This is a genomic window from Ornithinimicrobium cerasi (genome assembly GCF_003702705.1).
In the GTDB taxonomy this organism is placed as follows: domain Bacteria; phylum Actinomycetota; class Actinomycetes; order Actinomycetales; family Dermatophilaceae; genus Ornithinicoccus; species Ornithinicoccus cerasi.
In genome coordinates this window covers 142,343-169,219 of sequence record NZ_QZMN01000003.1, presented here as the reverse complement: position 1 = coordinate 169,219, position 26,877 = coordinate 142,343, and the positions used below count along the sequence as shown (strand labels likewise).

Sequence of the window (26,877 nt, the reverse complement as noted above, 5' to 3'; positions counted from 1 at the left end):
GGTGCGTGACGTCATACCTGGGCCTGCGCCGCGTCGACCAGGCCGAGCCGCGCCCGCTCCTCCTCCACCACCGACGGGTCGAGCTTGGTGAAGATCGGGGTCGGCCGCGCCACGGGCGCGCCCACCTGCACGGGGCGGTGCGCCCAGCGGGGGGCGGAGGCGTAGTCGCCGGTGATGACGGGATAGTCCGGGCGGGCGGGGTCGTCCAGGTCGCCGACCTCGCGGATCTCGGGCATCGGCTGGAAGGGGCCCTCCCCGCCGAGGGCCTGGTGCACCGCCGTCGAGCTGTGCGGGAGGTAGGGCGAGAGCAGGGTGTTGAGGTCGACGACCGCCTGGGCGAGCACGTGCAGGACGGTGGCGAGGCGCTCGCGCTGGTCCTCGCCCTTGAGCTTGAACGGCTCGGTCGTCGAGACGTAGGCGTTGGCCTCGCCCACGAGGCGCATGGCCTCCGCCAGGCCGGCCTTCTGCCTGTGGGCGGCGATCAGGCCGCCCACGGTGCCGAAGCCCGCAGCGACCTGCGCCAGCAGCGCCTCGTCGACCGGCTCGAGCGGACCGGGTGCGGGGATCTCGCCGAAGTTCTTGGCGATCATCGACGCGGTCCGGTTGACGAGGTTGCCCCAGCCGGCGACGAGCTCGGTGTTGGTGCGCTTGACGAACTCCGGCCAGGAGAAGTCGGAGTCGGACGTCTCGGGGGCGGCGGCCGACAGGAAGTAGCGCAGGGCGTCCGGCTGGTAGCGCTCCAGCACGTCGCGCACGTAGATGACGACGTTGCGCGAGGTGGAGAACTGCCTGCCCTCCATCGTCAGGAACTCGCTCGAGACCACCTCGGTGGGCAGGTTGAGGTGGCCGTAGGGGCCGACCTGCCCGCCGAGGGAGCCCTCGCCGTTGTGGGCAAGCATCTCGGCGGGCCAGATCTGGGAGTGGAAGGTGATGTTGTCCTTGCCCATGAAGTAGTAGGACAGCGCCTGGGGGTCGTTCCACCACTCCCTCCAGCGCTCGGCGTCACCGCTGCGGCGGGCCCACTCGACAGAGGCGGACAGGTAGCCGATGACGGCGTCGAACCAGACGTAGAGCTTCTTGGTCCGGTCCTCCTGCCAGCCGGGCAGCGGCACGGTGATGCCCCAGTCGATGTCGCGGGTCATCGCCCGCGGACGGATCTCCTCGAGGATGTTCTGCGAGAACTTGATGACGTTGGGGCGCCACAGCCCGCTCTCCTCACGGCCGTCGAGCCAGCTGCCCAGCGCCTCGGCGAGCGCGGGCAGGTCGAGGAAGAAGTGCTGGGTGTCCTTGAACTCCGGGGTCTCGCCGTTGATCTTGCTGCGCGGGTCCTTGAGGTCGGTCGGGTCGAGCTGGTTGCCGCAGTTGTCGCACTGGTCCCCGCGCGCGTCCGGGTAGCCGCAGATCGGGCAGGTGCCCTCGATGAAGCGGTCAGGGAGGGTACGGCCCGTGGACGGGCTGATCGCCACCTGCTGGGTCTGCTCCACCATGTAGCCGTTGGCGTGGCAGGCGAGAAACATCTGCTGGACGACGGAGTGGTGGTTGGCGGTGGTCGTGCGCGTGTAGAGGTCGTAGGAGACGCCGAGCGCGACGAGGTCCTCGGCGATGACGCGGTGGTTGACGTCGATGAACGCCTGCGGGCTCATCCCGGCCTTGTCGGCCTGGACGAGGATCGGGGTGCCGTGCTCGTCGGACCCGCTCACCATGAGCACGTCGTGCCCCGCCATCCGCAGGTAGCGGCTGAAGACGTCCGAGGGCACCCCGAAGCCGGCGACGTGCCCGATGTGGCGCGGACCGTTGGCGTAGGGCCAGGCGACGGCGGTGAGGACGTGGGTCATGGGGCCCCAGTCTAGGTGGGCCTCAGGTGCCAGCCGGCACGGCGACGAGGGTCACCACCCCGGCCGGGCCCCAGATCCGCACCGGGTCCTCGGCCTCCTCCTGGCCGACAGGAGGCACGTCCTCCCCGACCGAGAAGTGCACCGCATTGCGGTCCGACCAGGGCCACCAGTGCTCCCGCCACAGGACGGTCCCGCCGGCGGAAGGGCCGGTCTCGTCCGACACGGTGAGGAAGGTCCGACCGTCCCCCTCGACCAACCGGGGCCACCCGTGCGCGTCGAGGGCGACGCGGTACACCTCACCGAGCAGCGTGACCTCCTCGCCGGGGCCGACGGCACCCTCCGGCACGGACGGCATCTCCGCTGCGCGCAGGTCCAGGTCGAGCGGCTGGTCGTGCCACGTCTCGCCGTCCGAGGACCACTGGACCTGATGGTGGAGGTCGGAGCTGTCCAGGCCTCCGGGCGCCCACCCGCTGGCGAAGAGGACCATCGACCACGGTCCGACGAGCGCGGTCGGTCGCGGCTCCGAGGCGCGGACCAGGCTCCCGCGCGGGTCGTCGCGCAGCACCTCGCGGGCGAGGACCGCCTCGCGGGGCAGGCGCGCCACCATGGTGAGGTCATGCCCGCCGCCCCGCCACCAGGGCCGGTCAACACCGGCGACCGTCACCGTGTCGACCTCGGAGAACGAGTCCCCGTCGAGGTAGCCCACGAGCCCGTGGTCCGGGAGGGACACCGCCGTGAGCCGCACCTCGCCGTCGCGCAGGTCAGCCGTCTGCGCGACGGCCCCGCCGGCGGCCCACATCTGCTCCCCGTCGTGGAAGAGCACGTCCTCCGGCACGTACCCCGCCTCCTCCGTGACCCAGTACCTGAGCTCCTCGCCGTCCACCGTGACCGTCGTCGAGCCCCACCCGCCCTGCGGCTGGGGAACGACGACCGCCTCCGGCGACGCCCCGCGAGGGTGGTCCCACACCGCGACCGTCGCCCCCTCGCCGACGTACACCTCGACACCTCCTGGCAGGGTCCGCCCCTCCACCGTCTCCTCGACACCGTCGACGACGAGGGTCGCGGTCGAGGACGAGGGTGTCCGGGTCAGCGTCCGGGGCTCGACGTTGCCGACGAGCTGGAGCCCGTCAGGCAGGACCACGGGCGAGGACTCGTCCGCCTCCCACGAGACGCCTGCCGGCGTGATCTCGGTCGTCCCCAGCAGGGGACCTCCCCAACCCAGCCCGAGCCAGACCGTGCCGGCCAGCGCGAGGGCGGCGATCGACATACCTCCGGACACCGCCGCGTGGCGGCGCCGGGCGAGCTGGCGACCCCGGGCGACGACATCGTGGCGGTCCAGGTGGAGCGGCGGGGTGTCTGCGGCGGCCCGGTCGAGCAGGGCCAGGACGTCGCGGTCGGAGCCGTCGTGGTCAGACATGGGTCTGCTCCCCTTCCAGCAGCTGGGCACGCAGGCCGCGCACCCCGTGCATCGTGTAGCTCTTGACCGACCCGACGCTGATCCCGAGCGCCTCGGCGGTCTGTCTCTCGGACAGGTCCAGGTAGTGCCGGAGCACCACGCACTCGCGCTCGCGGGGGCTCAGCCGACGCAGGGCACGCACGAGGTCGAGGTGGTGCGAGGTGCGCAGGTCCCCGACGGTCGGCTCCGGCACGTCGTCCGTGAGCAGCTCCCGGCGGTGCTTGCGCCAGCGGTCGGTGTGCAGGTTGACCATCACCCGTCGGGCGAAGGCGAGCGGGTTGCCGCCGCGGACCTTCCCCCAGCGTGCGTAGGTCCGCGCGAGCGCCTCCTGGACGAGGTCCTCGGCACCTTGCTGCTCGCCGGTCAGGAGCCAGGCGGCGCTGAGGAGCCGGGGCGAGGCGTCGTCGAAGAAGGTGACGAACTCCTGCTCGTGCACCGCGCGCATACCGCCTCCTCCGGGGACAACTCTCACCCATCCAACGTGCGGGGACGTCCAAAGGTGGGGGACACTGCCAGACATCGTGACGGCAGACCCGCGGCCCCCCGCCCCGACCGGGCGTGCTCCCGGCCGCGTGCCAGGCGACGTCCTCGTCCACCTGCGTCGTGCGCGGGACCACATCGACCGCTCCTACCCCGAGCCCCTCGACCTCGACGCGCTCGCGGCCGTCGCGGGCCTGAGCAAGTACCACTTCCTGCGGCTCTTCCGCCGCACCTACGGGCGGACCCCAGGCGCCTACCTCTCCGAGCGGCGGGTGGAGCGGGCCCAGGACCTGCTGCGCAGCACCAACCTCACGGTCACCGAGGTCTGCCATGCCGTCGGGTTCAGCAGCCTCGGGTCGTTCAGCAGCCGCTTCCACGAGATCACCGGCGAGACCCCGAGCGCGTTCCAGCGCAGGTATGCCGTGTCCGGCGCCCCGCGCATCCCCGGCTGCTACGTGCTCATGTGGGGGCTGGCGGAGCGTCGGAGGAGCGCCGCACCCGCCCCCGACGGCCCCGACCGCCCCGACCGCCCCGACCGGAGCGCAACCGAGGAGAAGCCAGCCCCGCCAGACGGAGGCTAGCGTCGAGCCCATGATCACCAACGTCTCCCTCGTCAGCGTCTGGGTCACCGACCTGGACGAGTCCCTCGCCTTCTACACCGACGTCCTCGGCTTCGAGAAGGGTGACGACGTGCGGCTCGGCCCCGACTTCCGGTGGCTGACCGTCGTGCACCCGCAACAGCCTGAGCTCCACCTGCACCTCACCACCCCCGGGGAGCCGCTGTCCCCGGAGCTCGTCGAGGCGATGCGGCGGGCTCAGGCCGACGGCGGGCTGCCGGGCGTGGGTCTCACCGTGGACGACTGCCGCGCCACCCACGCGGAGCTCGTCGCCAAGGGGGTGGAGTTCCTGCAGGAGCCGGCCGAGCGGCCCTACGGCGTGGAGGCGCTGATGCGCGACAACTCCGGCAACTGGATGGTCCTGGTCGAGCGCCGGGAGTACGACCCGGCGACGATGACCCGGGAGGACCTCGGCTGAGGGTGGTCGCCCTGGCGGGACCTTCATCGTGCCAGAGGGCGATGAAGGTCGTCGTCGAGCGACCACGCCGAGCCGGAGGCCGTGGGCGGGCGGCCGCGTCAGCGCGACGGGGCGGCTAGCCTGACGCACGTGCTCGACCACGTCACCGCCGTCCGCTACGTCACGCCGCTGCGCGAGGGCGGGTCGATGCCGGGCGTCGTCGAGGGAGCCGACCTGGGGACCTATGTCGTGAAGTTCCGGGGCGCCGGCCAGGGACTGAAGGTGCTCGTGGCCGAGGTGGTCGTCGGAGAGCTCGCCCGGCGGCTCGGGCTGCCCGTCCCCCGTCTCGTGACCATCGACCTGCCGTCGGCGATGGCCCGCTACGAGGCCGACCAGGAGGTGCAGGACCTCCTCAACGCCTCCCCCGGCACCAACCTCGGCGTCGACCTGCTGCCCGGCGCCCTCGGCTACGACGGCTCGCGACCCCCGGACGCCGACCTCGCCTCCCGCGTCCTGTGGCTCGACGCGTTCACCGCCAACGTCGACCGCACCTGGTCCAACCCCAACCTGCTGACCTGGCACCGCCGGACCTGGCTCATCGACCACGGCGCAGCGCTCTACTTCCACCACTCCTGGCCCAGCCGCGCGCCGGACCCGCAGCGCTTCTCCTCCCAGCCGTTTCGGGTCGGCGCCGACGACCACGTCCTGGGCGGGCTGGCGACCGACCTGCCGGGAGCGCACGCCGAGCTGGCGCCGCAGGTCACCCCCGAGCTCGTCGCGGACGTGCTGGACCAGGTGCCCGACGGGTGGCTGGAGACCACGGACCACCTGCCGGACGTCCGGAGCGTGCGAGCGGCATACCTCGAGCACCTCCTCGCCCGCGTCACGACCCCTGCGGTCTGGCTCCCGGGAGGAAGGGCATGAGTTCCGACTACCAGTACGTCGTGCTCCGCCTGGTCCCGCGCGTGGAGCGCGAGGAGTTCATCAACGTCGGGGTGGTGCTCTACAGCCAGGAGGCCGACTTCCTGCGGGGCGCGTTCGCGCTCGACGACGCCCGGGCCCTTGCGCTCGACCCCGACCTCGACCTGGAGGCGGTGCGCTCCGCACTGGACCAGGTATGCCGTGTCGCCGCCGGCGAGCACTCGCCGAGCACCCCCCGGCTGGACCGGCTGGGGCCGCGCTTCGGCTGGCTCAGCGCCCCCCGGAGCACGATCGTGCAGCCGGGCCCGGTCCACGGCGGGACCACCGAGGACCCGGCGGTGACCCTCGAGCACCTGGTGCAGGTGCTGGTCCGCCGCACCGCCTGACGGGGGCTCACGGCCCGGTGAGCGTCCAGACCCGCACCACCAGGTCGAGCTGGGGCACCGGATGGGTGACCACCGGCTCCAGCTGCCCGTCGTCGACGCCCACCCGGGGTGCCGGGGCGTCCTCCGGGTGGACCGCGACGAGGGCGCTGTCCGTCCCGGGGTCGCTCCCCAGGAGGGCCAGGTCCTGGCCGATCCGACCGGCCTGCAGCTGCGCCGGGTCGACCGACCCCGTGGGGTAGACCAGCCACACCCCCTGCTCGGCGCCGATGGTGACCACGAGCCCCGGGTCCACGACCAGGTGCGCGGAGGAAGCATCACCGACCACCGTCCAGGTGTTCGCGGCACCCTCGGCTGCCCGCTGGGCGGCCACGCCGGCCAGGGTCGACCGACCGTCGGCATCCAGCCCGCCGACGATCGTGAGGACGGTGCTGACGTCGCCGTCGACCTCGACCTCGTCCATCTGCTGCACCATCTCCGGCGCGGACAGCAGCTCACCGTCCCCCTCGAGGAGGGGGACGAAGGTGGCTCCCGCCGCCTGCCCCGGCAGCACGACAAACCCTCGGGCCGACCCCGGCCCCTCGGCGTAGTGCCTGACCCCGTCCGTGGCCCCGTCGTCGAGGCGGGGCAGCGCCGCCCCGTCCACGAAGGGCACCGGGGCGCTGTCCACCTGCCGCCACTCGACCCCGGCGGCGAGCACCGGCGGGTCCCACCGCTGGACCTGGTCGCCGTCCTGGCGTCCCACGGCCACGACCTGGTCACTGCCCGCCAGGTCGACCACGAGCACGCTGACCAACCGTCCGTGGGTCAGCACGATCTGCGCCACGTCGTCCGGAACCACCCAGCGGGGTCCCGTCCCGTCGTCCAGCTCGACCCGTGCGTCGGTCAGCACCCCGGCGCCGCCGTCCCACCCGGTGGCGACCACCACGGACCGACCGTCGACCGTCGAGGTGACCAGCCCCTGCTCGAGCTCCTCGGCCCCGAGCGTGAGGACCGACCGCTCACCGCTGCTCGTGAGGAGCTGGAGCGCGCCCGGCTGCTCCAGGGACTCGGCCGGGGACAGCAGCTGGCTGCCGAGGTCCAGGGTGAGCAGGTCGTCCTGGTAGGACTGCCCCGTGTACTCCCGCTGCCCGAGGCGGAAGGAGACGTCCGGGGCGTTGTCGCCCCGAGCCTCCGCGAGCACCACCTCGCGGCCGCCCAGCACCGCGCTGTCGAGGCGTCCTTCGACTGCCCCGTCAGTGCGCACCGAAGCACCCTCGGGCAGCAGATGGACCGCGATCGCGAAGCCGTCCTCCGAGGCGACGTAGCCCGAGGTCTGCGCCGGCTGGTCGCCGAGTTGCACGAGGACCGGGTACGCCTGGTCGTCGACGGCATAGCCCCACACCCCGGTCGCGGGGTCGGACCAGGCGAGCGCGCGCTGGCCGCCCGCCCGCAGCTGGGCGGACTCCACCCCTGCGCCGGAGAGGGCGGCCACCTCGTCCCTGCCGATCAGGTAGACGTCGCGGACCTGGTCCGGCACGGTGAGGCCCGCCACACCGGCCGGCCACACGGCATACGCGGTCTGCTCGCCGGAGATCTCGGGGCCCTGGTTGCGCCCGGCCGGGCCGCCGGGGTCCACCGGGCCGACCAGCGGCACCGACGACACGGTCCCCTCCGGCTCGGCCCACAGCGCGACCGTCATGCGCTCGCCCGCGAAGACCTCGAGACCATCGATCGGGGACTCGGCCGGGATGCGCTCGACCACCACCCCGCCGTCGGACAGCTCGAGGACGACCGGGCCCGTCCCCGCCGACCGTGTCAGCCGGCCGTCGTAGAGGTGCTCGACCCCCTCCTCGTCGATGGTCTGGAGACCGGTGAACAGCGCCGCGTCGACGACCTCGCCCTGCTCCCAGACGGGCCCGGCGGGTCCGAGGTCGGTCGTGCCCGGGAGGGAGCCGGCACCTCCGGCCAGCCCGCCCCACACCGCAGCGACGACCGCCACGGCGCCCAGGACCCCACCGGCCCCGGCAGCCCGGCGACGACGCACCCGGCCGCGTCCCGCAGCGAGCAGCTCGTCGGTCGCCAGGTCCATCGGGGGCGCGTGGTGGACCGCCCGGTCCAGCAGCTGGCTCAGCGTCGGCTCAGACATAACGCTCCTCCTCCGTGGTGGTGCTCAGCAGCGGCCGCAGTCCGGCGAGCCCCTTGGACGTGTAGCTCTTGACCGACCCCACGCTGATGCCGAGGGTGGCCGCGGTGTCCTTCTCGGACTGGTCGAGGTAGTGACGCAGCACCACGCACTCGCGCTCGCGCGGAGAGAGCTGCTGGAGGGCGCGGACCAGCTCGGTGGTCATCGGGTCGAAGGTGTATGCCGCCTCCGGCACCTCCTCGCGCAGCACCTCCCGACGACGGGTGCGCCAGCGGTCGGTGTGCAGGTTGGACAGCACCCGCCGGGCGTAGGCGAGGGGCTGCCCTCCTCGGAGCCTGCGCCACCGCACGTAGACCCGGACCAGCGTCTCCTGGACGAGGTCCTCGGCGGCGTGGCCGTCGGCGGTGAGCAGCCAGGCGTAGGCCAGCAGACTCGACCTCGTCGCGTCCACGAACTCGACGTAGGCCACGTCGTCACTGCTGCTCACCCTGCCTCCTCCTGGAGCATCCTGCCCTGTCCTCGCCCCGGTAACGGAGCAGGACGTCGAAAGGTTGGGGGCGGGCCGTGGCGCGCGGCTACGACGTGCGGCTCAGAGATCGGGGTCGAGCGGGACGACGCCCTGGGTGAGGGTGTGCGGCGTGACGTCGCCCTCACCCTGGACGCCCACGCCACGGACCGTCTCACCCTCCCCGACCACCCCGCGGTCCAGGCCGAGGACGACCAGCGGACGGCCGTCGAACAGGGCCCCGACGTGGGCGGCCTCCACCTCGACCCAGCGTTCGTCGCCGTCGGTACCGACGAGGGCGCGAAGGTCCTCGATCTCCGCGTCGGGCGCCCAGCCCGGGATGACGACGGCATGGCCGCCAAGGACAGGCACGGTGAACGCCGTCCCGTCGCGCAGGTCCTCGGCGGCAATGAGCGTGTAGTCCTCACCCCGGCGCATCTCGAGCGCCTCGGGCTGGGCGGTGACGAGGACCTGCCCGCTGCCGACGTCGAGCGGCCGTCCCTGGTCCTGGGCGTAGCTCTCCAGGACGTGTTGCTCCCCGTCCAGCGTGAAGCGGACCTGCGGGACGGTGTCGGTCAGGCTCGGGTCGGCGGCCAGCACGGCGGTGCGCGAGCCGAGCGGCGTGGACGCCAGGGTCGCGGTGTCCGGGGTGACCGCGAGATCTGTCGCGCCGGGCGGCAGCACACCGAGCGACGTGGTCACGAGCGACCCGCCCATCCACCCGGTCAAGCCTGAGCCCGACACGAGCCGCTCCACGTGGGCGGGCCCCAGGTGCTCGCCGAGGGGGGTCGCACCCCATACCTCGCGCGCCTCGTCCAGCATCACGAGCGCCTCCGAGCCGTTGACGCCCATCCTCGTGCTCGCCACCGGGGCCCGGCTGGCGGAGTGTGCTGCGGTCTCGTCGTACCAGTACAGCTCCTCCAGCCGGGCGGACGCGCCGGGGACGAACTCGGCGACGGCATACCGCAGGAGTGCGCCGTCGACCTCCGCCGTGCCGCCCTGGCCACGGTGGACGCCCGGGGACCACAGCGGGGTCTCGCCGAGGCTGCCCGGCGGTGACTCCCACACCGCCACGCGCAACCCCTCGACGCCGAAGACCAGCACGTCACCGGGGCCGTCCTGCGCGGGCAGCGGCTCGAGCTGCTCGCCGTCACGGGTGAGCACGAGCTCGGGGAAGGCCGCCCCCTGGGCGCTGCGCAGCTCGCCCGTCCAGTGGACCCGGTCGGCCTCGTGGACGGGGTTCGGCTCGTTGTCGAACAGCTCGACGGCCACGCCGTCCTGCCAGCTGACCGACGCCGGCACCGGGTCGCCGGTGGAGGCGAACGGGTTGAGAGGTCCGCCGAGCCACAGGGCACCGACAAGGGCGAGAGAGCCGACGCCCGCGGCCGCGGAGGTGCGACGGCGGTGCACCTTGCGGCGCCCCCGGGCGATGACGGCGTCCGGCTCGACGAACATGACGGGCGCGAGCTCGTCGGCACGGTCGAGCAGGGCGGCGGAGCGGTCGAGGTCGTCAGACATGGTTCGGTTCCCCTTCGGTCAGGGCGGCGCGCAGGGCGGCCAGCCCGCGTGAGGTCGAGCTCTTGACCGTGCCGGTGGAGACGCCGAGCGTCGCCGCGGTGTCCTTCTCCGACAGGTCGAGGTAGTGCCGCAGGACCACGCACTCGCGCTCGCGGCGCGGCAGTGCCTGCAGAGCCTGGGCCAGGTCGAGGTCGAGACGCAGCGCGACCTGGTGCCCAGGAGAGGGGTCCGTGTTCGGCACCGAGTCGGTGAGCACCTCGCGGCGACGCGTGCGCCACCGGTCGGTGTGCAGGTTGACGAGCACGCGGCGGGCGTAGGCCGTCGGGTTGTCGGCCCTCACCCGCCGCCAGTGCACGTAGACCCGCGCCAGCGACTCCTGCACCAGCTCCTCGGCGACGTGCGGGTCACCGCAGAGCATCCACGCCGAGGTGAGCAGACGCGGGGAAGCCGCCCGGACGAAGTCCGCGAAGCCCTCCTCCTGGTCCTTGTTCATCTCACCTCTTCGTGTCGGTGGTCCGTCCCCCTGCGACGGACCTATCCTCCCAACGGCCCGGTATGCCGAAAGGTTGAGTGGTGCGGCGCCGTCACCGCGCCGAGTGGCCGGTGACGCACGGGGAACAGGTGCGCCATACCCCGTGGTTGACTGTGGCGACGCCCTCCGCCGGGGGACGCCGACACGAAAGGCGAGGCACCTCATGCTCGCTGCCCTCACCGGAGCCGGCCTGTCCGCGGCCGCGGGGCTGAACGCCTACATCCCCTTCCTCCTCGTGGCGCTGATCGCGCGGTTCACCGACGTTCTCGACCTGCCCCACCAGTACGCCTGGATCGAGTCGTGGTGGGCGATCGGCATCGCGGCCGTCCTGCTGCTCTCGGAGGTGGTGCTCGACAAGATCGCCATCGTCGACCACATCAACGACGCGGTCGGCACCTTCGTGCGGCCGGCGACCGGCGGCCTGATCTTCGCCGCCACGACTGCCGCCCAGGACCTCGAGCAGGGGTCCAGCTTCATGCAGGACAACCCGTGGGTCGGGGTGCTGCTCGGCATCGTCACGGCCGGGATCGTGCACACCGGCAAGGCGGTGACGCGGCCCGTGGTCAACACCACGACCGGGGGCCTGGGCACACCGGTGGTCTCCGCCGCGGAGGACGGAGTCGCGATCACCCTCTCGCTGGTGGCGATCTTCCTTCCGGTCCTGGTGATCTTCCTGATGCTCCTGCTGCTGTGGGGGCTCTTCGTCCTCTGGCGGCGCAGCTCGAGGCGTAGACGACGGCGGGACGACCTGATGGCGGACGCCGGGTACAGCTGAGCGCAGGCCCCCTCAGGGGCGGGCGCCGTGTCCGTCCGCGGCCGCGGGACGTGCACCCGGGAGCAGCGCCGCGGTGAAGCCCGAGGCGAGGGCCAGGCCGAGGACGCTCACCCCGAGCAGGAGGACGGCGCCCACGAGGAACAGGCCGCGCTCGCCGTCGGCCCCGACCGCGCGCACCCACCAGATCGTCCCGGCGAACGCCCCGAGCACGGTGACGACGGCAGCGATCCTGCCCAGGACGTCGGCCCGGCGTCGGTCGACGAGCCACCCCAGCACGACCCCCAGCACCCCGCCGCCCAGCGCCAGCGCGGCGGTCGCGGCGAGGTTGGTGGGTGTGTAGAGGCTCTCCTGGGCGGGCAGGACGCGGGTGGTGGCGTAGGCGCACACGACCGCCGTGACCAGGCCACCGACGAGTCCGCCGACGACGGCGCGGAGGTTGGGGCTCATGCGGGCGGGCTCCTCGGGGGACGGGTCGGCATCGGTGCCGGACCTCCGCGCGACTATGCCTCATGGAGGCGGCCCGCACAAGGGTCGGTCCGGGTGCTATATTCGTGATATCACTTTTCACGAGGGGACAATCATGAGCATCGACACCGAGCAGCCGACCGACGAGTCGACGGGCGGCCGTCCGGCCGGAGCACCGGTCGGTCACCAGGGGACACGGGTGGACATCGACGAGCGCAGGGCGTGGTCCATGGACGGCTTCGCCGGCCTCGTCGTCTCCCTCGCGCTGATGGGCCTGGGCACCTGGCTGGTCGTCACCGGGGCGATCGCCGCCGACGCGGGCGAGGGTGGCGCGGTGGCCCTCGTCACGGGGTCCCTGGTGGGCGTCGCGGCGCTGGTGCTGCTGGCGTGCCTCACGGTGGTGGCCCCGGGCCAGACCAAGGTGATCCAGTTCTTCGGCCGCTACATCGGCACCGTCCGCAAGCCCGGGTTGCGGCTGACCGTCCCCCTCAGCACCCGCAAGACCGTCTCGGTGCGGGTGCACAACTTCGAGACCAACGAGCTCAAGGTCAACGACGCGGACGGCAATCCGATCAACATCGCCGCGATCGTGGTCTGGCAGGTCGCCGACACCGCCAAGGCCACCTTCGCCGTGGAGGAGTACGAGGACTTCGTCGCGGTGCAGTCGGAGTCGGCGCTGCGGCACGTCGCCATGAGCCACCCCTACGACAACGACGCCACCGAGGTGACGCTGCGCGGGGACACCGACGTGATCTCGGCCGAGCTGGCCACCGAGGTCGCCGAGCGCATCGTCCTGGCCGGGCTCGAGGTCATCGAGGTGCGCATCTCGGCCCTGGCCTACGCCCCCGAGATCGCCCAGGCGATGCTGCAGCGTCAGCAGGCCTCGGCGATCATCGCCGCCCGCGAGAAGATCGTCGACGGCGCGGTGGGCATGGTGGACAGCGCCCTGCGCAAGCTGCAGGCCCAGGACATCGTCGAGCTCGACGACGAACGCAAGGCGGCGATGGTCTCCAACCTGCTCGTCGTCCTGTGCTCGGAGCGAGGCACGACCCCTGTCGTCAACGCCGGCTCGCTCTACGCCTGACCCGACAGGCGATGGTCGAGGACAGCGCAGAAGGGCCGAGCCGCGCCGCGGCGCGCAAGGCCGTCCTGCTGCGTCTGGACCCCGCGGTGCACGCGGCCCTGCAGCGCTGGGCCGCCGACGAGCTGCGCAGCGTCAACGCGCAGGTCGAGCTGCTGCTGCGCGACGCGCTGAGGTCCGCCGGCCGGCTGCCACGCTCCACCGGACCGCTGCCGCGCCGCGGTCGGCCGCGCACGTCGGACCCTGCAGGCGGAGCGGTGGCCGCGGACGGGAGCGAGGAGTCCGGGACCTAGCCCGACAGGGGCGGGGGCCGCGTCGCCGCGCCCCTGCTCAGCGCCGCGCCACGGCGGCGTCGTAGAGCGCCCTGGCCGAGAGCCCGGTCCGCGCCGCGGCGTCCCGGCAGGCGTCCTTGAGCCGTTCCCCCGCCGCCACGCGCGTCAGCACCTCGGCGACGACCGCGTTCTCGTCCGGCGGGGGCAGGGTGGCGGGGTCCAGGCCCGCGACCACGACGGTGATCTCCCCCCTCACCCCCTCCTCGGCCCAGGCTGCCAGCTCGGCCAGCCCTCCGCGCCGCACCTCCTCGTAGGTCTTCGTCAGCTCCCGGCAGACGGCGGCCTGGCGGTCCTCGCCGAGAACGGAGGCCATCGAGCGCAGCGTGGCCGCCAGCCGGTGCGGCGCCTCGAAGAACACCATCGTGCGCGGCTCCTGCGCGAGCGTGGCGAGGGTGCGCTCGCGCTCCCCCGTGCGGCGCGGCAGGAACCCCTCGAAGCAGAACCGGTCGACCGGCAGCCCGCTCACCGCCAGCGCCACGAGCACGGCCGACGGTCCGGGGACGCAGGTGACGGGCAGGTCCGCCTCGACGCAGGCCGCGACCAGGCGGTACCCCGGGTCCGAGACCGACGGCATACCTGCGTCGGTGACGAGGAGCACCCGGGCGCCGCCCGCGACCCGTTCCACGAGCTCGGGGGTGCGGGACGCCTCGTTGTGCTCGTGGTAGCTGACCACCTCGCCGGCCACCTGCACACCGAGCCGGTCGGTCAGCCGCCGCAGCCGCCGGGTGTCCTCGGCGGCGACCACGTCCGCGCCGGTCAGCTCCTCCAGCAGGCGCGGGCTCGCGTCCCGGGCGTCGCCGATGGGGGTGGCGGCGAGGACGAGGGCACCGGTGGTCATGGGGGGAGGGTATGCCGTCGCTCGCCTCTCCCGGTCGGGAGAGGCCGGGGTCGGTCAGCGGGCGCCGAAACCGGCGCGGCGCAGGTCGGCGTTCATCTGGGAGATGACGTTCATCGGGATGCCCTTGGGGCAGGCCCGCGTGCACTCGCCGAGGTTGGTGCAGCCGCCGAAACCCTCGTGGTCGTGCTGCTCCGTCATCGAGACGACGCGGGCCTCGCGCTCGGGCTGACCCTGCGGCAGTTCCCCCAGGTGGGTGATCTTGGCGCCCATGAAGAGCATGCCGGAGGCGTTGGGGCAGGCCGCGACGCACGCGCCGCAGCCGATGCACTCGGCGGCCATGAAGGCGCGGTCGGCGTCCTCCTTGCGCACCGGGGTGGCGTGCGCGTCGGGGGCCGAGCCGGTGTTGGCGGAGATGAAGCCGCCCGCCTGGATGATCCGGTCGAAGGAGGACCGGTCCACGACGAGGTCCTTGATCACCGGGAACGGGTCCGCGCGCCAAGGCTCGATGACGATCTCGTCCCCGTCCTTGAACGAGCGCATGTGCAGCTGGCAGGTGGTCGTGCGCTCGGGGCCGTGCGCCTCGCCGTTGATGACGACGCCGCAGGTGCCGCAGATGCCCTCGCGGCAGTCGGAGTCGAAGGCCACCGGCTCCTCACCCTTGTGGATGAGCTGCTCGTTGAGCAGGTCGAGCATCTCCAGGAACGAGGAGTCCTCGGAGACCCCGTCGATGTCGTACCTCACCATCTGGCCCGTGTGCTGCGGGCCGTCCTGGCGCCAGATCCTCAGGGCGAGCCTCACTTGTAGCTCCTCTGCTTGAGCTCGATGAATTCGTAGACGAGGTCCTCCTTGTGCAGGACCGGTGCGCCGCCGTCGCCGCCCCACTCCCAGGCCGCCACGTAGGCGTACTCGTCGTCGTTGCGCAGCGCCTCGCCGTCCTCGGTCTGGGACTCGGCGCGGAAGTGGCCACCGCAGGACTCCCGCCGGTGCAGGGCGTCGATGCACATCAGCTCGCCGAGCTCGATGAAGTCGGCGACCCGACCCGCCTTCTCCAGGGACTGGTTGAGGGTCTCGTTGACGCCCAGGACCCGCACGTTGCGCCAGAAGTCGGCGCGCAACGCCCGGATCTCCTCGATCGCCTCGCGCAGGCCGGAGTCGGTGCGCTCCATGCCGCACTTCTCCCACATGATCTTGCCGAGCTCCTTGTGGTAGGAGTCGACGGTGCGGGTGCCGTTGATCGACAGCAGCCGCTGGATTCGCTCACGGACCGAGTCCTGGGCCTCGACGAGAGCCGGGTCGTCGTCCGCGATCGCGGGGAAGGGACCCTTGGCGAGGTAGTCGCGGATCGTGTTGGGCAGGACGAAGTACCCGTCCGCCAGGCCCTGCATGAGGGCCGAGGCACCGAGCCGGTTGGCGCCGTGGTCGGAGAAGTTGGCCTCGCCCGTGACGAACAGCCCGGGGATCGTGGACTGCAGGTCGTAGTCGACCCACAGGCCGCCCATCGTGTAGTGCACGGCGGGGTAGATGCGCATCGGCACCTGGTAGGGGTTCTCCCCGGTGATCCGCTCGTACATGTCGAAGAGGTTGCCGTACTTGGAGCGCACCGCGTCCTCGCCGAGCCGCGCGATCGCGTCGGCGAAGTCGAGGTAGACGCCGCGGCTGACGCCGTCGACGGCGGGTCCGACGCCGCGGCCCTCGTCGCACATGTTCTTGGCCTGCCGCGACGCGATGTCGCGCGGGACCAGGTTGCCGAACGAGGGGTAGATCCGCTCCAGGTAGTAGTCGCGGTCCTCCTCGGGGATCTGGCGCGGGTCCTTCTCGCAGTCCTCGGCACGCTTCGGGACCCAGATGCGGCCGTCGTTGCGGAGCGACTCGCTCATCAGCGTCAGCTTGGACTGGTGCTCCCCGCTCTGCGGGATGCAGGTCGGGTGGATCTGCGTGTAGCAGGGGTTGGCGAAGTGGGCGCCCTTGCGGTGGGCCCGCCAGTTGGCGGTGACGTTGGAGCCCATCGCGTTGGTGGAGAGGTAGAAGACGTTGCCGTAGCCGCCGGAGGCCAGCACGACGGCGTCCGCCAGGTGCGTCTCGATCTCGCCGGTGACGAGGTCGCGGGCGACGATGCCCCGCGCCTTGCCGTCGACGACGACCAGCTCGAGCATCTCGTGACGGGCGTACATCTGGACCGCCCCGGCCCCGATCTGGCGCTCGAGCGCCTGGTAGGCGCCGATGAGCAGCTGCTGGCCCGTCTGGCCGCGGGCGTAGAAGGTGCGGGAGACCTGGACGCCGCCGAACGAACGGTTGTCGAGCAGCCCGCCGTACTCGCGGGCGAACGGGACGCCCTGCGCCACGCACTGGTCGATGATGTCGGCGCTCACCTCGGCGAGGCGGTAGACGTTGGTCTCGCGGGAGCGGTAGTCCCCGCCCTTGACCGTGTCGTAGAACAGCCGGTGCACGGAGTCGCCGTCACCCTTGTAGTTCTTGGCCGCGTTGATGCCGCCCTGCGCGGCGATCGAGTGCGCCCGGCGGGGGCTGTCCTGGTAGCAGAAGGACTTCACCTGGTAGCCGGCCTCGCCGAGGGTGGCACCCGCGGCGGCCCCGGCCAGACCGGTGCCGACGATGATGACCGAGATCTTGCGGCGGTTGGCCGGGTTGACTAGGGAGGCGTCGAACTGGCGGGTGGTCCACTTCTGGGAGATGTCCCCGGCGGGGGCCTTCGTGTCCGCGATCGGCTCCCCCTCGCGGTAGAGCCCGTCGATCAGCATGTCAGTCATGGGTGTGAGTCCTCAGTCTCTGTCTACGGCACGAGCCCGAGCAGGATGGCGAAGGGCGGGATCAGGAAGCCGACGACGATGATCGTGGCCACGAGGATCGAGACGAACCGGATCTGCTCGGCGCGCTTGAGCGAGGTGTTCAGCCCCAGCGTCATCGCCGCCCCCCAGATGCCGTGCAGCAGGTGCAGACCGACGGCGACCATCGCGACGACGTAGATCAGGACCCCCCACCACTGGCTGAAGCTCTCGACGACCCGCTGCGAGGGCGTCGGCTGGGGCTCGCCGATCGAGATGGTGTGGGTGGTCAGGTGCAGGATGTGGAAGACCACGAAGAGGAGGATGGCCAGCCCGCCCCACCGCATCGCCTTGGCGTAGAAGTTGCCGTAGCCCTTCCGCTTCATCACGTAACGGTTCGTCCGGGCCTGCCCCGCGCGCCGCCACAGCGTCACCGCGGCCCACACGTGCAGCACGAGCGAGGCGAGCAGCCCGATCCGCATCACCCACAGCACGCCCTTCTCCGGGACCATCGGTTCGCCGATGGTGCGGATGTGGTGGGCGTACTCGTCGAAGGCCTCCGGACCCATGAGGATCATGAGGTTCCCGTACATGTGCACGAGCAGGTAGAAGAGGAAGAACAGGCCGGTCAGGGCCATGATCGTCTTCAGCACGATGCTCGGGGGGCCCGAGCGGGTCGCGCGCGCAGAAACGGTTGTAGTGGCCACGGGGGCAGGGTACTACCCGAAGGTGCGCGGTCAGTCAAGGACCTCCCACCACCTACGATGCCGCCATGGAGTCTCTGCGGGAGCGGCTGCTCGGGCCGTCGCCCGCGAGCCTGTCGCGCTCGGGGCGCCTCGCCTGGCTGGGCATCCTCCTCGTCACCGTCCTCGGCGGGGCGGTCCGGCTGTGGCGGCTCGACCACCCCCACCGCCTCGTCTTCGACGAGACCTACTACGTCAAGCAGGCGTGGTCGCTGCGTCTCCACGGTCACGAGCGGGAGATCCGCGAGGGCCTGGAGAAGCCCGACGAGCTGTTCACCGACGGCACCCCGGACGTGTTCGGCGACGTGCCCGACCTGGTCGTCCACCCGCCCGTCGGCAAGTGGATGATCGCCCTGGGCCAGATCGCCTTCGGGCCCGAGTCCTCGTTCGGCTGGCGCGTCTCCTCGGCCGTCGTCGGGACCCTGTCGATCCTCGTGCTCGGCGGGGTCGCCTGGTTGCTGTGGCGCAACGCCCTCCTGGCCATCTCCGCCGCCACCCTCCTCGCGGTCGACGGGCACCACTTCGTCCAGTCCCGCACCGGGCTGCTGGACATCTTCGTGATGTGGTGGGCGCTGCTCGCCTTCCTCCTCCTCCTGCTCGACCGGGAGCAGGGTCGGCGCCGCCTCGCCGCGCGGTGGGGGCCCTGGCAGGAGCGGCAGCGCGGCAGACCGGTGCCCCGGACGCCGTGGGGCCGCTGGTCGCGGTGGTGGGGGCCCTCCCTCGGCCCGCGCTGGTGGCGCCTGGCGGCGGGGGTGAGCCTCGGGCTGTGCGTCGGCACCAAGTGGTCCGGCCTGTTCTTCCTGGCGGTGTTCGGCCTGATGACCGTCTGGTGGGACGTGGGGGCCCGCAGGACCGCCGGCGCACCCGGCTGGTTCACCGGCGCGGTGGTGCGCGACGGCATACCCGCGTTCCTCACGGTGGTGCCCACGGCCCTGGTGACGTATGTCGCGTCCTGGGCCGGGTGGTTCGCCACGGACGGCGGCTGGAAGCGGCAGTGGGCGGTCGACAACCCTGCCGCCCCCGGCAGCCTCGCCGGCCTGGTGCCCGACCCGCTGCGCTCGCTGTGGGCCTACCACGCGGAGATGATGAACTTCCACGTCGGGCTGCAGAACGAGCACAAGTGGAGCTCCAACCCCTGGAGCTGGACGGTGCAGTGGCGGCCGACCCTCTTCTACGCGCAGTGGCCCGAGCGCGGCGAGCAGGGGTGCGAGGCCGACCGGTGCGTCGACTACATCGCCTCGCTCGGCAACGTCTTCGTGTGGTGGGGTGCCACGGCCGGCATGCTCGTGGTCCTCTTCCTCTGGCTGCTGGGGCGGGACTGGCGGGCGGGCGCGGCGCTGTCCGGGATCGTCGCCGGCTGGCTGCCGTGGTTCCTCTACCAGACCCGCACCGTCTACAGCTTCTACGCCGTGGCCTTCGTGCCCTGGCTCGTGCTCGTCGTGGTCTGCTGCCTCGCGCTCGCGCTCGGACCGGCCACCGCCTCACCTGCGCGGCGGCGCTGGGGGGCGGTGGCCGTCGTCGTCTACGTGACGCTCGCGACGGTGTGGTTCGTCTGGTACTACCCGGTCCACGCAGCCGTCGTCATCCCCCGCGAGGAGTGGCGGATGCGGCTGTGGTTCGACTTCTGGAACTGACCCGTCAGCCGTCCAGGCCCATGGCCTCGGCGATCTTCAGGTATGGCGCGCCCTCCTCCGCGCGCCCGTCGCGCTGGAGGGTGCGGGCCAGGAGCAGGTGCGCGTAGGCGTCGCCGGGCCAGCGCGCGACCATCACCCGCAGGACGGCCTCGGCCGGCCCCAGACGGGCGGAGTGGTAGTAGCTGCGGGCCAGGAGCAGGGCGACCTCGGCGTTGCCGGGGTTGGCCTGCACCAGCGGCTCCAGCAGCGCCGACGCCCGGCCGTAGTCCTTGGTCTCGAAGGCGAAGGTGGCGCGGTCGTAGCGCGCGTGGTCGTCGAGCTCGGCCTCCTCGGGCAGCGCCACCGGGGGCGGCTGCGAGGACGGCGTCCCCGTGAGCCCCTTCAGCATCTCCTCGAAGTCGTTCACGAGGTGGTACTACGCCAGGAACTCCTCCAGCATTCCCGGCGTGGCCCGCCGGGCGAGGGGGACGGCCAGCGTCAGCGGGATGTCCGGCGCGGTCACCACCTCGGACCCGGCGGCGGTCGTCGCCCTCAGGTCGGCGAGCCCGAGACGGCGCTGGAAGAAGCTCTGGTCCAGCCGCCAGCCGATGATGCCGGCCAGCTCCAGCACCTCCCTGCTGCGCACGAACGCCCCCGTCTGCACGACGAGGTGGCGCCCGGTCAGGCCGTGACCGAGGTTGCGCCAGGCGCTGTCGGCGACCACGGCGTTCAGGGCACCGAGCACGACGAGGGCCACCGGGGGGGCCCAGGACGGCAGCCACTGGACCCAGCCGACGTCGAGCAGGTAGGTGGGCACCGCGAGCAGCGCGACGATGAAGAGCGTGCCCCACTGGTGCTGCACGTGGATGCGCCGCCTGGCCCGCGGCCCGTGCCCGGTGAGCGCCATCGTCAGCGCGCCCGTCTCCTCGAGCAGCTCGTGGCCGACGTCGGTGACGACGGCCCGGGGCGCGGGCGGCAGCACCTTGGTGGTGCCCCCGGTGCCGACCCCCGTCGCCAGCGCGGTGAGCTCGGCGCCGCGCACCAGGCGCAGCAGGAACGGCTCACCCATCCGGGCACCGCGGACCTTGGCCCGCTCGACGGTCTGGCTGTGCGTGGTGAGCAGGCCCCGGGTGATCCGCAGGTTGCCCCGCGCCTCGCGGACCACGCGCAGGTTCCACCAGGTCAGCACGTAGGTGACCGTCGAGACGACGACCCAGCCCACGACGACGGCCAGGAGGGTCATCGCGACCAGGACCAGCAACGCCTGCGCCAGCACCCACTCCCACGCGCCCTGGGCCACCTCGACCTGGTCGACCGGCAGGTCGTCCCCGAACTGCGCCAGCACGCCGACCGCTCCGGCGACGACGACGAGGCTGGACAGGCTGAACGGCGCGTAGCGCAGCCAGCCCCAGTCGATCCGGGCCAGCTCGGTCTCCGGCTGCTCCGCCCCTGCGGGGTGGGCCGCGCCCGCCGGCTCGTCCCGGTCCCCGTCCGGGGCCGGGTCCGCACCCGCGGGCGTGACGGCATACCCCGCTGGTGGGGTCTCCGGACCCTGGCCGGCGCTCCCGCGGCGCAGGAGGAAGGTGCGCAGCTCGGCGGCCTGCTCACGGCTGACGCCGTCCAGCTCGATGCGGGTCGAGTCGACCCCGGTGCCGACCTTGACCTTGGCCAGACCGAGCACCCGGTGCAGCAGGGAGGACTCGATGTCGACGCTGCGGACCCGGTCCAGCGGTGCGGTGAGGACGCGGCGGCTGAGCAGGCCCGTGCGCAGCTGCACCTGCTCGTCGGTGAAGCGGTAGCGCGTGACGTACCAGGAGACGACGCCGGCGACCACGGCCAGGACGGCGCCGGCGACCACCGCGAAGACCCAGAAGCGGTCCTCGTCGGTGCCCCGGCTGATGCCGAGGACGGCCAGCACCAGGGGCAGGGCGAAAGAGCCGAGGATGCGGACCGGGTGGACCAGAAGCATCCGCGGGCTCTGTCGCTGCCACCTGTCGGTGCCCCCGGGCACCGGCGGCGCGAGCGTCGGGGCGACCGGCTCGCCGGTGGGCGGCGGCAGGTCGGGCAGGCTCACGTGGCGTCACCCCGCGTCTGCCCGGTGATCCGGGCCAGCTCGGCGGTCACCCGGTCGGCGAGATGGGTGTCGAGGCAGGGGATGGTGATCGCGCCGGCGGCGGAGGCGGTGGTCACGGTGATGTTGGCGAGGCCGTAGAGCCGCATGATGGCACCCCGGTGGGTGTCGACGGTCTGGACGCGGGAGAGGGGGGCGATCCGCTGGTCGCGGGAGAGCCAGCCGGTCTGGACGAAGACCTTGCCCTCGGTCACCTCCCAGCGGGTCCGGCGGTAGCGGATCATCGGCTCGAGGACCACCTCGAGGACGTTGACCGCCATGATGAGCACGAAGATCCAGACGAGCGTCGTGGACCACCACCTGCCCTCGGGCAGGAACCAGGCGATCGCGAACAGCACGGCCCAGCCGATCACTCCCCCGATCAGGCTGTTGACGGTCCAGTAGCGGACGGCGCGCGGGCTGACCCGGTGGGTGGGTTCGCGAAGGGTCGTGTCGCTCATGCGAGGGTGGCCACCAGCAGCGCCTTGATGGTGTGCAGGCGGTTCTCGGCCTGGTCGAAGACGATGCTGGCCGGGGACTCGAAGACCTCGTCCGTCACCTCGACCCCCGCGGCGAGCTCCGGACGCCGGGCGATGAGCTCGGCGCCGACGACCGTCCCGGCGTCGTGGTAGGCCGGCAGGCAGTGCATGAAGCGGGCGCGGGGGTTGCCGGTCGCGGCCATCAGCTCCGCGTCGACGCGGTAGGGGAGCAGGCGGTCGATGCGCTCGTCCCAGGCCTCCAGCGGCTCGCCCATCGACACCCAGACGTCGGTGTGCACGAAGTCGACGTCGCGGACGGCCTCCAGCGCGTCGTCGGTCACGGTGAGGCGGGCACCGGTCTCCGCGGCGACCCCCTCGCAGAGCGCGACCACGTCAGGGGCGGGCTGCAGGCCCTCCGGTGCTCCGATCCGCACGTCCATCCCCAGCTTGGCCCCGAGCAGGAGCAGGGAGTGGCCCATGTTGTTGCGGGCGTCACCGAGGTAGGCGAAGGACGTCTCGTGGCGGTGCTTGTGGGTGTGCTCGGTCATCGTGAGCGCGTCGGCGAGCATCTGCGTGGGGTGCCACGCGTCGGTCAGCCCGTTGTAGACGGGCACGCCCGACCACACCGCGAGCTGCTCGACGGTGTCCTGGCTGGCGCCGCGGTACTCGATGGCGTCGAACATCCGGCCGAGCACCCGGGCCGTGTCCCTGACCGACTCCTTGTGGCCGATCTGGGTGCTCGAGGGCTCGAGGAAGGTGGTGCGGGCCCCCTGGTCCGCGGCCGCGACCTCGAAGGCGGAGCGGGTGCGCGTGGAGGTCTTCTCGAAGACGAGCGCGATGGAGCGCCCGGTGAGGAGGGGACGCTCCTGACCGGCGTACTTGGCGCGCTTGAGGTCGTGCGCGAGGTCGACGAGGTAGCGGATCTCGGAGGGGGTCTCCTCGACCAGCGACAGCAGGCTGCGGCCCCGCAGGTTGACGGCCATGACGCTCCTTCTCGGGTGCGGACGGGTGCACCGGCGGGTGCCCCGCCCTCGGGCAGCAGCCTAGCGACGCCCTCGGACGGTCGGCCGCGCGGACCTCGTGAGGGAGGCCCGGAACGGACGGACCCCGGCTCTCGGGAGGAGAGCCGGGGTCCGGCTGGTGGAGCTGAGGGGATTCGAACCCCTGGCCTTCTCATTGCGAACGAGACGCGCTACCAACTGCGCCACAGCCCCGTGGTGCGGCTACCGACTATATCACCGGGCCGCAGGTGTCAGCCCACGCGGTCGACGTGCGGAAGCTCCTCGAACTCCTCGTCGAGGGCCATCACGGCACCGTCCGCGGGGAGCTGGGCCGAGCCGTTCGCACCCCGGGGCGCCCTGGCCTTGAGCGTGTAGGTGGGTGGCGGCACCGGCACCGGGTCCCAGGTGCCCGCCACCCCTTCCGCGGGCGCGGCCTCCTGCTCCATGACCGGTGCGGGCGTGTCGTGGGCCTGGAGGTCGGCGGTCCTCCGAGGGCGCAGCGTCGCCTCCACCTCGTCGATGTCGTAGAGCGCGACCGCGCTGACCGAGCGTCGGGCGGTGCGCGTCGTCACGGCCACCGACTGCCGCGCGAAGGCGTGGTGCGGGACGTCGGCCGGCGCGGGGGCGGCGGGCCTCGTGGCGGCGGCGGTCAGGGGCTCGTCCCTCGTCGGGCCCGGTCGCGACGGGGCGGCGGCACGCCGCGCAGCGGGACGGGGGGCGGGTCGGGCGCGCGAGGCGCCGGAGTCCGTCCCGGCACGCGGCGCGGGGGCCGTCCTCACGCGGTTCCGGCTGCGGGAGACCGACCAGCGCACCAGCGCGACGGACACGGCGAGCGCCCCGATGCCGACGTAGGTCCACCACGCCGCCAGCACGCCGGTGGACGCCAGCGCCACGAGGACGACCAGGGTGAGGGAGCTGAGCAGCAGCGCGGCCGCACGCACCCGGGACGCGGTCCTCGCGCGCCGGTATGCCGTGGTCGGCGCCACCGCGGTGGCGCCGGGCCGGGCCGGGTCGAGCGCGAGCGCCGCCGGCGCCGCGGTCGCACCGGCAGGTCCGCGCTTGACGACGACCTGAGGCCGCGCCGGGCGCAGCGGGGAGACGGAGTAGGAGCGCGGCGCAGGCTCGGTGAGGTCCGGCCGGGGCAGCGCGCGGCGCCGCTCGAGGACCCGCATGGCCTCGGAGAAGCGGTCGACGGAACGGGCGGTGGCGAGGTGGTCGCGGCGGCGTACCCAGTGCTGCACGAGGTAGACAGCCCACACCGCCAGGATGACGACGAAGATCAGACTGCTGACAGGCGGCACGTGCGTCACGCTAGGTGCCCGGACAGCACGCAGGGGTGAGGCCGACGGAGTGTCGCAGAAGTTTCTGCTGTGACTGAGGTGACTCAGTCGGGACCTGTCGCCCGGAGCCGCTCGACGAGCCCGCCGACGGCATACCCGCCGGGCTGGAGGTCCTCCGCGACGACCGCGAAGCAGCGGTGGTCGCGCCAGGCCCCGTCCACGTGCATCAGCCCACGACGGACCGCCTCCTCCGGCATCGCCAGACGCCGCACCACGGCGAGGCTCGCGGTGTTCTCCGGGCGGATGTTCACCTCGACGCGGTGCAGGCCCACGCCCAGCAGCGCGTGGTCGACGAGCAGGGCGAGCGCCCACGTCGCGTAGCCGTGCCCGGTCGCGTCGCGGTCCAGCCAGTAACCCGCCGAGCCGGTGCGCCGCGACCCCCACATGACGTCGAAGAGGTGCATCGACCCGACCAGGGTGCCGTCGACCACGACGACGAACGGCAGGACCGACCCGTCCCGGGCGGCGCGGTCGAAGCCGCGCCGGAGGCGGCCGAAGGGTGTCACCCCCCGGCCCTCCCCCGGCGCCAGGGACTCCCAGGGCTCCAGCCACTCGTCGTTGCGCGCCCGCACCTCCTCCCAGGCGGCGCGGTCGGCGCGCTCCAGCGGCCGCAGCGTCAGCAGCCGCCCGCCCGGCAGCACGGCGCGCAGGGTGACCGGCCAGGCCCAGCTCACGCCGGCCGGGTCCAGTCACCCGAGCGTCCACCCGACTTGGCGGTGACCCGCACGTCCGTGACGGTCGCGAGGCGGTCCACGGCCTTGACCATGTCGACCAGGGCGAGCGCGGCGACGCTCACGCAGGTCAGCGCCTCCATCTCCACGCCCGTCCGGTCGGCGGTCCGCACCGTGGCGCTGATCCGCACCCCCTCGTCGCGGACCTCGAGGTCCACCTCGACGGCGTGGATCGCGACCGGGTGGCACAGGGGCACGAGGTCTGGAGTGCGCTTGGCCGCCTGGATCCCCGCGATCCGGGCGACGCCGAGCGCGTCCCCCTTGGGCACCCTCCCCCCGCGCAGCGCTTCGAGAGCCTCCGCCGACAGCACCACGAGACCCTCGGCACTGGCCGTCCGGACGGTGACGTCCTTGGCGCTGACGTCGACCATATGGGCCGTGCCGTCGCCGCGCAGATGGGTCAGGCCGCCCGGGCCGGCCTCGCGACGGATCCCCCCGCCGGGCCTCGGACCGGTCTCACTCACGATGCTTGCCGGTGCCGGACCCGTCGGTGTCCTCCCCCTCGTCCCCGCTCGTCAGGGCCTCCGTCTCGGCCGTCAGGCGGGCGTCGATCTCGCGCCGGGGCCGCAGCAGGAGCAGCTCCACCTCCGACCCGGCCAGCACCTCCTCGGTGTCCTCGTCGGAGATCGCGAGCGCGTCAGCCATCGCCAGCCCGCCCAGCAGGTGCGAGCCGGACCCGCCCGCGGGCTCCACGGCATACCCGCCGGCGGAGTCGGGGCTCAGCCGCACCCGCGTGTAGGTGCGTCGCCCCTTCGCGCTCGGCCACGAGGTGGTGGCGAACCCGGTCGCCGTCCCCTCGCTCGCGCGGCGGTCGGCCCGTGCGGCGAGGGCGGGGCGGACGAAGACCTCGAAGCTGACGAGCGTGCTGACGGGGTTGCCGGGGAGGGTGAAGACCGGCACCTTGCGGCGGCCCAGCACCCCGAACCCCTGCGGCTTGCCCGGCTGCATCGCCACCTCGACGAACTCCATCGTCCCCTCGCCGGTGAGCACCTTCTTGACGAGGTCGAACTCCCCCTTGCTCACCCCTCCCGTCGTGATGACGGCGTCGGCGGTCTCGAGGTGGCGCCGGATCTCCTTGCGGGTGGCGCCCTCGTCGTCGCGCAGGTGGCCCACGTGGACGGGGAAGCAGCCGGCCTCGCGGACGAGCGCCTCGAGCATCGGCCCGTTGGAGTCGACGATCTGGCCGCGACCCACCTCCGCACCGGCGGGGACGAGCTCGTCACCGGTGGAGAGGATGACCACCCGTACGGGGCCGACCACCTCGACCTCGCTCACCCCGGCGGAGACGACGGCGGCGATCTGCGGGGCGCCGAGCCTCGTGCCGGCCGGGACCACCACGTCGCCCACCCGCAGGTCCTCGCCGCGGCGACGGATGTTGGCGCCCTCCTCGGGGTGCACCCGGAACTGCGCCTCGCGGGGGTGGCCGTCGGTGTCCTCCACCCGGACGACGGCGTCGGCCCCCTCCGGCACGGGCGCGCCGGTCATGATCCGCCACACGGTGCCGGGCTCGAGACGGTGCGGCACCGCATCGCCCGCGGCGATGTCGCCCGCGACGGGGAGCAGCCGCACCTCCTCGGCGGTGACGCCCTCGAGGTCGGCCCGGCTCACGGCGTACCCGTCCATGGACGAGTTGTCGAACCGCGGCAGGTCGGCCCGGCTCACGACGTCGCCGGCGGTCACCAGGCCGTGCGCGCGCGGGACGGGCAGGACCACGGTCCCGACCGGCCCGACCTGGCGCAGGATGCTCTCGAGGTGTTCCTCCACGCTGATCATGCGCCCACCCTAGGTCCCGCCGCTCCCGCCGACGCCGTGAACCTCGC

At 72.8% G+C, this 26,877-nt stretch carries 28 protein-coding genes and 1 tRNA gene; 8 read left to right on the top strand and 21 right to left on the bottom strand.

All coding sequences use genetic code 11. From position 1 onward, the window contains the following. Nucleotides 1–11: 11 nt before the first annotated feature. The 3 genes from metG to D4B81_RS04455 are packed head-to-tail and all read right to left on the bottom strand — an operon-like array spanning nt 12 to nt 3,736. Entirely contained in the window at nt 12–1,835 is a 1,824-nt protein-coding gene (gene metG, locus D4B81_RS04465; RefSeq protein WP_122261271.1) for a methionine--tRNA ligase, read from the bottom strand. A 22-nt stretch (nt 1,836–1,857) separates the two neighbouring features. Continuing rightward, complete coding sequence (locus D4B81_RS04460) at nt 1,858–3,252, bottom strand: hypothetical protein (RefSeq protein ID WP_122261270.1); 1,395 nt, start codon at nt 3,250–3,252, stop codon at nt 1,858–1,860. Further along, the gene (locus tag D4B81_RS04455; protein ID WP_161964982.1) at nt 3,245–3,736 is read right to left on the bottom strand and encodes a SigE family RNA polymerase sigma factor; all 492 of its coding nucleotides are present in this window, start codon (nt 3,734–3,736) and stop codon (nt 3,245–3,247) included. Before D4B81_RS04455 ends, D4B81_RS04460 begins: the two co-directional genes overlap by 8 nt. A 76-nt stretch (nt 3,737–3,812) precedes the next feature. Here D4B81_RS04455 and D4B81_RS04450 point away from each other — a divergent pair, with 76 nt between their 5' ends. The 4 genes from D4B81_RS04450 to D4B81_RS04435 all read left to right on the top strand — a co-directional run bounded on the left by D4B81_RS04450 (nt 3,813) and on the right by D4B81_RS04435 (nt 6,092). After that, entirely contained in the window at nt 3,813–4,352 is a 540-nt protein-coding gene (locus D4B81_RS04450; protein ID WP_122261432.1) for a helix-turn-helix domain-containing protein, read from the top strand. Between the two features lie 10 nt (nt 4,353–4,362). Beyond that, nucleotides 4,363–4,806 (top strand): VOC family protein, encoded by a 444-nt coding sequence (locus D4B81_RS04445; RefSeq protein ID WP_097187310.1) that lies wholly within the window; start codon nt 4,363–4,365, stop codon nt 4,804–4,806. 129 nt (nt 4,807–4,935) lie between these two features. Next, a complete protein-coding gene (locus D4B81_RS04440; RefSeq protein ID WP_122261431.1) occupies nt 4,936–5,709 on the top strand; it encodes a HipA family kinase in 774 nt (257 codons plus the stop codon). Further along, entirely contained in the window at nt 5,706–6,092 is a 387-nt protein-coding gene (locus tag D4B81_RS04435) for a DUF3037 domain-containing protein (RefSeq protein WP_122261268.1), read from the top strand. The genes D4B81_RS04440 and D4B81_RS04435 overlap by 4 nt, the downstream gene beginning before the upstream one ends. 7 nt (nt 6,093–6,099) lie before the next feature. Here D4B81_RS04435 and D4B81_RS04430 read toward each other — a convergent pair whose 3' ends face one another. From D4B81_RS04430 to D4B81_RS04415, 4 genes are all read right to left on the bottom strand, one after another. After that, nucleotides 6,100–8,217: a hypothetical protein gene (locus D4B81_RS04430; protein WP_122261267.1), complete on the bottom strand. Its 2,118-nt coding sequence runs from the start codon at nt 8,215–8,217 to the stop codon at nt 6,100–6,102. Continuing rightward, the gene (locus D4B81_RS04425; RefSeq protein WP_122261266.1) at nt 8,210–8,701 is read right to left on the bottom strand and encodes a SigE family RNA polymerase sigma factor; all 492 of its coding nucleotides are present in this window, start codon (nt 8,699–8,701) and stop codon (nt 8,210–8,212) included. Before D4B81_RS04425 ends, D4B81_RS04430 begins: the two co-directional genes overlap by 8 nt. Nucleotides 8,702–8,803: 102 nt before the next feature. After that, nucleotides 8,804–10,237, bottom strand: a complete 1,434-nt coding sequence (locus D4B81_RS04420) for a hypothetical protein (RefSeq protein WP_122261265.1) — start codon at nt 10,235–10,237, stop codon at nt 8,804–8,806. Further along, entirely contained in the window at nt 10,230–10,730 is a 501-nt protein-coding gene (locus tag D4B81_RS04415; protein WP_122261264.1) for a SigE family RNA polymerase sigma factor, read from the bottom strand. The genes D4B81_RS04420 and D4B81_RS04415 overlap by 8 nt, the downstream gene beginning before the upstream one ends. Nucleotides 10,731–10,932: 202 nt before the next feature. On the opposite strand from D4B81_RS04415, the gene D4B81_RS04410 reads away from it, so the two are divergent. After that, nucleotides 10,933–11,544, top strand: coding sequence for a DUF4126 domain-containing protein (locus tag D4B81_RS04410; protein ID WP_122261263.1), 612 nt, complete (start codon nt 10,933–10,935; stop codon nt 11,542–11,544). A gap of 12 nt (nt 11,545–11,556) precedes the next feature. Here D4B81_RS04410 and D4B81_RS04405 read toward each other — a convergent pair whose 3' ends face one another. Next, complete coding sequence (locus D4B81_RS04405; RefSeq protein ID WP_122261262.1) at nt 11,557–11,991, bottom strand: hypothetical protein; 435 nt, start codon at nt 11,989–11,991, stop codon at nt 11,557–11,559. Nucleotides 11,992–12,124: 133 nt separating this feature from the next. Between D4B81_RS04405 and D4B81_RS04400 the strand changes: the two genes are divergently transcribed. Further along, nucleotides 12,125–13,093, top strand: a complete 969-nt coding sequence (locus D4B81_RS04400; protein ID WP_122261261.1) for an SPFH domain-containing protein — start codon at nt 12,125–12,127, stop codon at nt 13,091–13,093. A gap of 11 nt (nt 13,094–13,104) precedes the next feature. Beyond that, nucleotides 13,105–13,383 carry a type II toxin-antitoxin system antitoxin gene (locus D4B81_RS04395; protein WP_122261260.1) on the top strand — a complete coding sequence of 93 codons (279 nt, stop codon included), beginning with the start codon at nt 13,105–13,107 and terminating at the stop codon, nt 13,381–13,383. A gap of 37 nt (nt 13,384–13,420) precedes the next feature. On the opposite strand, the gene rsmI is transcribed toward D4B81_RS04395, so the two are convergent. From rsmI to D4B81_RS04375, 4 genes are read right to left on the bottom strand one after another with little or no spacing between them, the layout of a single operon-like run. Beyond that, entirely contained in the window at nt 13,421–14,260 is an 840-nt protein-coding gene (rsmI, locus tag D4B81_RS04390) for a 16S rRNA (cytidine(1402)-2'-O)-methyltransferase (RefSeq protein WP_122261259.1), read from the bottom strand. Nucleotides 14,261–14,314: 54 nt separating this feature from the next. Next, nucleotides 14,315–15,058 (bottom strand): succinate dehydrogenase/fumarate reductase iron-sulfur subunit, encoded by a 744-nt coding sequence (locus tag D4B81_RS04385; protein ID WP_122261258.1) that lies wholly within the window; start codon nt 15,056–15,058, stop codon nt 14,315–14,317. Beyond that, entirely contained in the window at nt 15,055–17,025 is a 1,971-nt protein-coding gene (locus D4B81_RS04380) for a fumarate reductase/succinate dehydrogenase flavoprotein subunit (RefSeq protein WP_122261257.1), read from the bottom strand. The genes D4B81_RS04385 and D4B81_RS04380 overlap by 4 nt, the downstream gene beginning before the upstream one ends. Nucleotides 17,026–17,048: 23 nt before the next feature. After that, complete coding sequence (locus tag D4B81_RS04375) at nt 17,049–17,747, bottom strand: succinate dehydrogenase cytochrome b subunit (protein ID WP_122261256.1); 699 nt, start codon at nt 17,745–17,747, stop codon at nt 17,049–17,051. A gap of 65 nt (nt 17,748–17,812) precedes the next feature. On the opposite strand from D4B81_RS04375, the gene D4B81_RS04370 reads away from it, so the two are divergent. Continuing rightward, nucleotides 17,813–19,417: a dolichyl-phosphate-mannose--protein mannosyltransferase gene (locus tag D4B81_RS04370; protein ID WP_122261255.1), complete on the top strand. Its 1,605-nt coding sequence runs from the start codon at nt 17,813–17,815 to the stop codon at nt 19,415–19,417. Nucleotides 19,418–19,421: 4 nt separating this feature from the next. Here D4B81_RS04370 and D4B81_RS04365 read toward each other — a convergent pair whose 3' ends face one another. The 9 genes from D4B81_RS04365 to D4B81_RS04325 all read right to left on the bottom strand — a co-directional run bounded on the left by D4B81_RS04365 (nt 19,422) and on the right by D4B81_RS04325 (nt 26,830). Beyond that, entirely contained in the window at nt 19,422–19,823 is a 402-nt protein-coding gene (locus D4B81_RS04365) for a tetratricopeptide repeat protein (protein ID WP_202613563.1), read from the bottom strand. Between the two features lie 9 nt (nt 19,824–19,832). After that, nucleotides 19,833–21,470: a PH domain-containing protein gene (locus D4B81_RS04360; protein WP_122261254.1), complete on the bottom strand. Its 1,638-nt coding sequence runs from the start codon at nt 21,468–21,470 to the stop codon at nt 19,833–19,835. Then, nucleotides 21,467–21,967 carry a PH domain-containing protein gene (locus D4B81_RS04355; protein WP_122261253.1) on the bottom strand — a complete coding sequence of 167 codons (501 nt, stop codon included), beginning with the start codon at nt 21,965–21,967 and terminating at the stop codon, nt 21,467–21,469. The genes D4B81_RS04360 and D4B81_RS04355 overlap by 4 nt, the downstream gene beginning before the upstream one ends. Continuing rightward, nucleotides 21,964–22,968, bottom strand: coding sequence for an ornithine carbamoyltransferase (gene argF, locus D4B81_RS04350; RefSeq protein WP_122261252.1), 1,005 nt, complete (start codon nt 22,966–22,968; stop codon nt 21,964–21,966). Before argF ends, D4B81_RS04355 begins: the two co-directional genes overlap by 4 nt. Nucleotides 22,969–23,123: 155 nt before the next feature. Beyond that, a tRNA-Ala gene (locus D4B81_RS04345) sits at nt 23,124–23,199 on the bottom strand. 38 nt (nt 23,200–23,237) lie between these two features. After that, nucleotides 23,238–24,287 (bottom strand): hypothetical protein, encoded by a 1,050-nt coding sequence (locus D4B81_RS04340; RefSeq protein WP_122261251.1) that lies wholly within the window; start codon nt 24,285–24,287, stop codon nt 23,238–23,240. Between the two features lie 83 nt (nt 24,288–24,370). After that, nucleotides 24,371–25,000, bottom strand: a complete 630-nt coding sequence (locus D4B81_RS04335) for a GNAT family N-acetyltransferase (protein ID WP_122261250.1) — start codon at nt 24,998–25,000, stop codon at nt 24,371–24,373. After that, nucleotides 24,997–25,521, bottom strand: coding sequence for a cyclic pyranopterin monophosphate synthase MoaC (gene moaC / locus D4B81_RS04330; RefSeq protein WP_272914056.1), 525 nt, complete (start codon nt 25,519–25,521; stop codon nt 24,997–24,999). Before moaC ends, D4B81_RS04335 begins: the two co-directional genes overlap by 4 nt. Further along, a complete protein-coding gene (locus D4B81_RS04325) occupies nt 25,514–26,830 on the bottom strand; it encodes a molybdopterin molybdotransferase MoeA (protein ID WP_202613562.1) in 1,317 nt (438 codons plus the stop codon). Before D4B81_RS04325 ends, moaC begins: the two co-directional genes overlap by 8 nt. Nucleotides 26,831–26,877 lie beyond the last annotated feature (47 nt).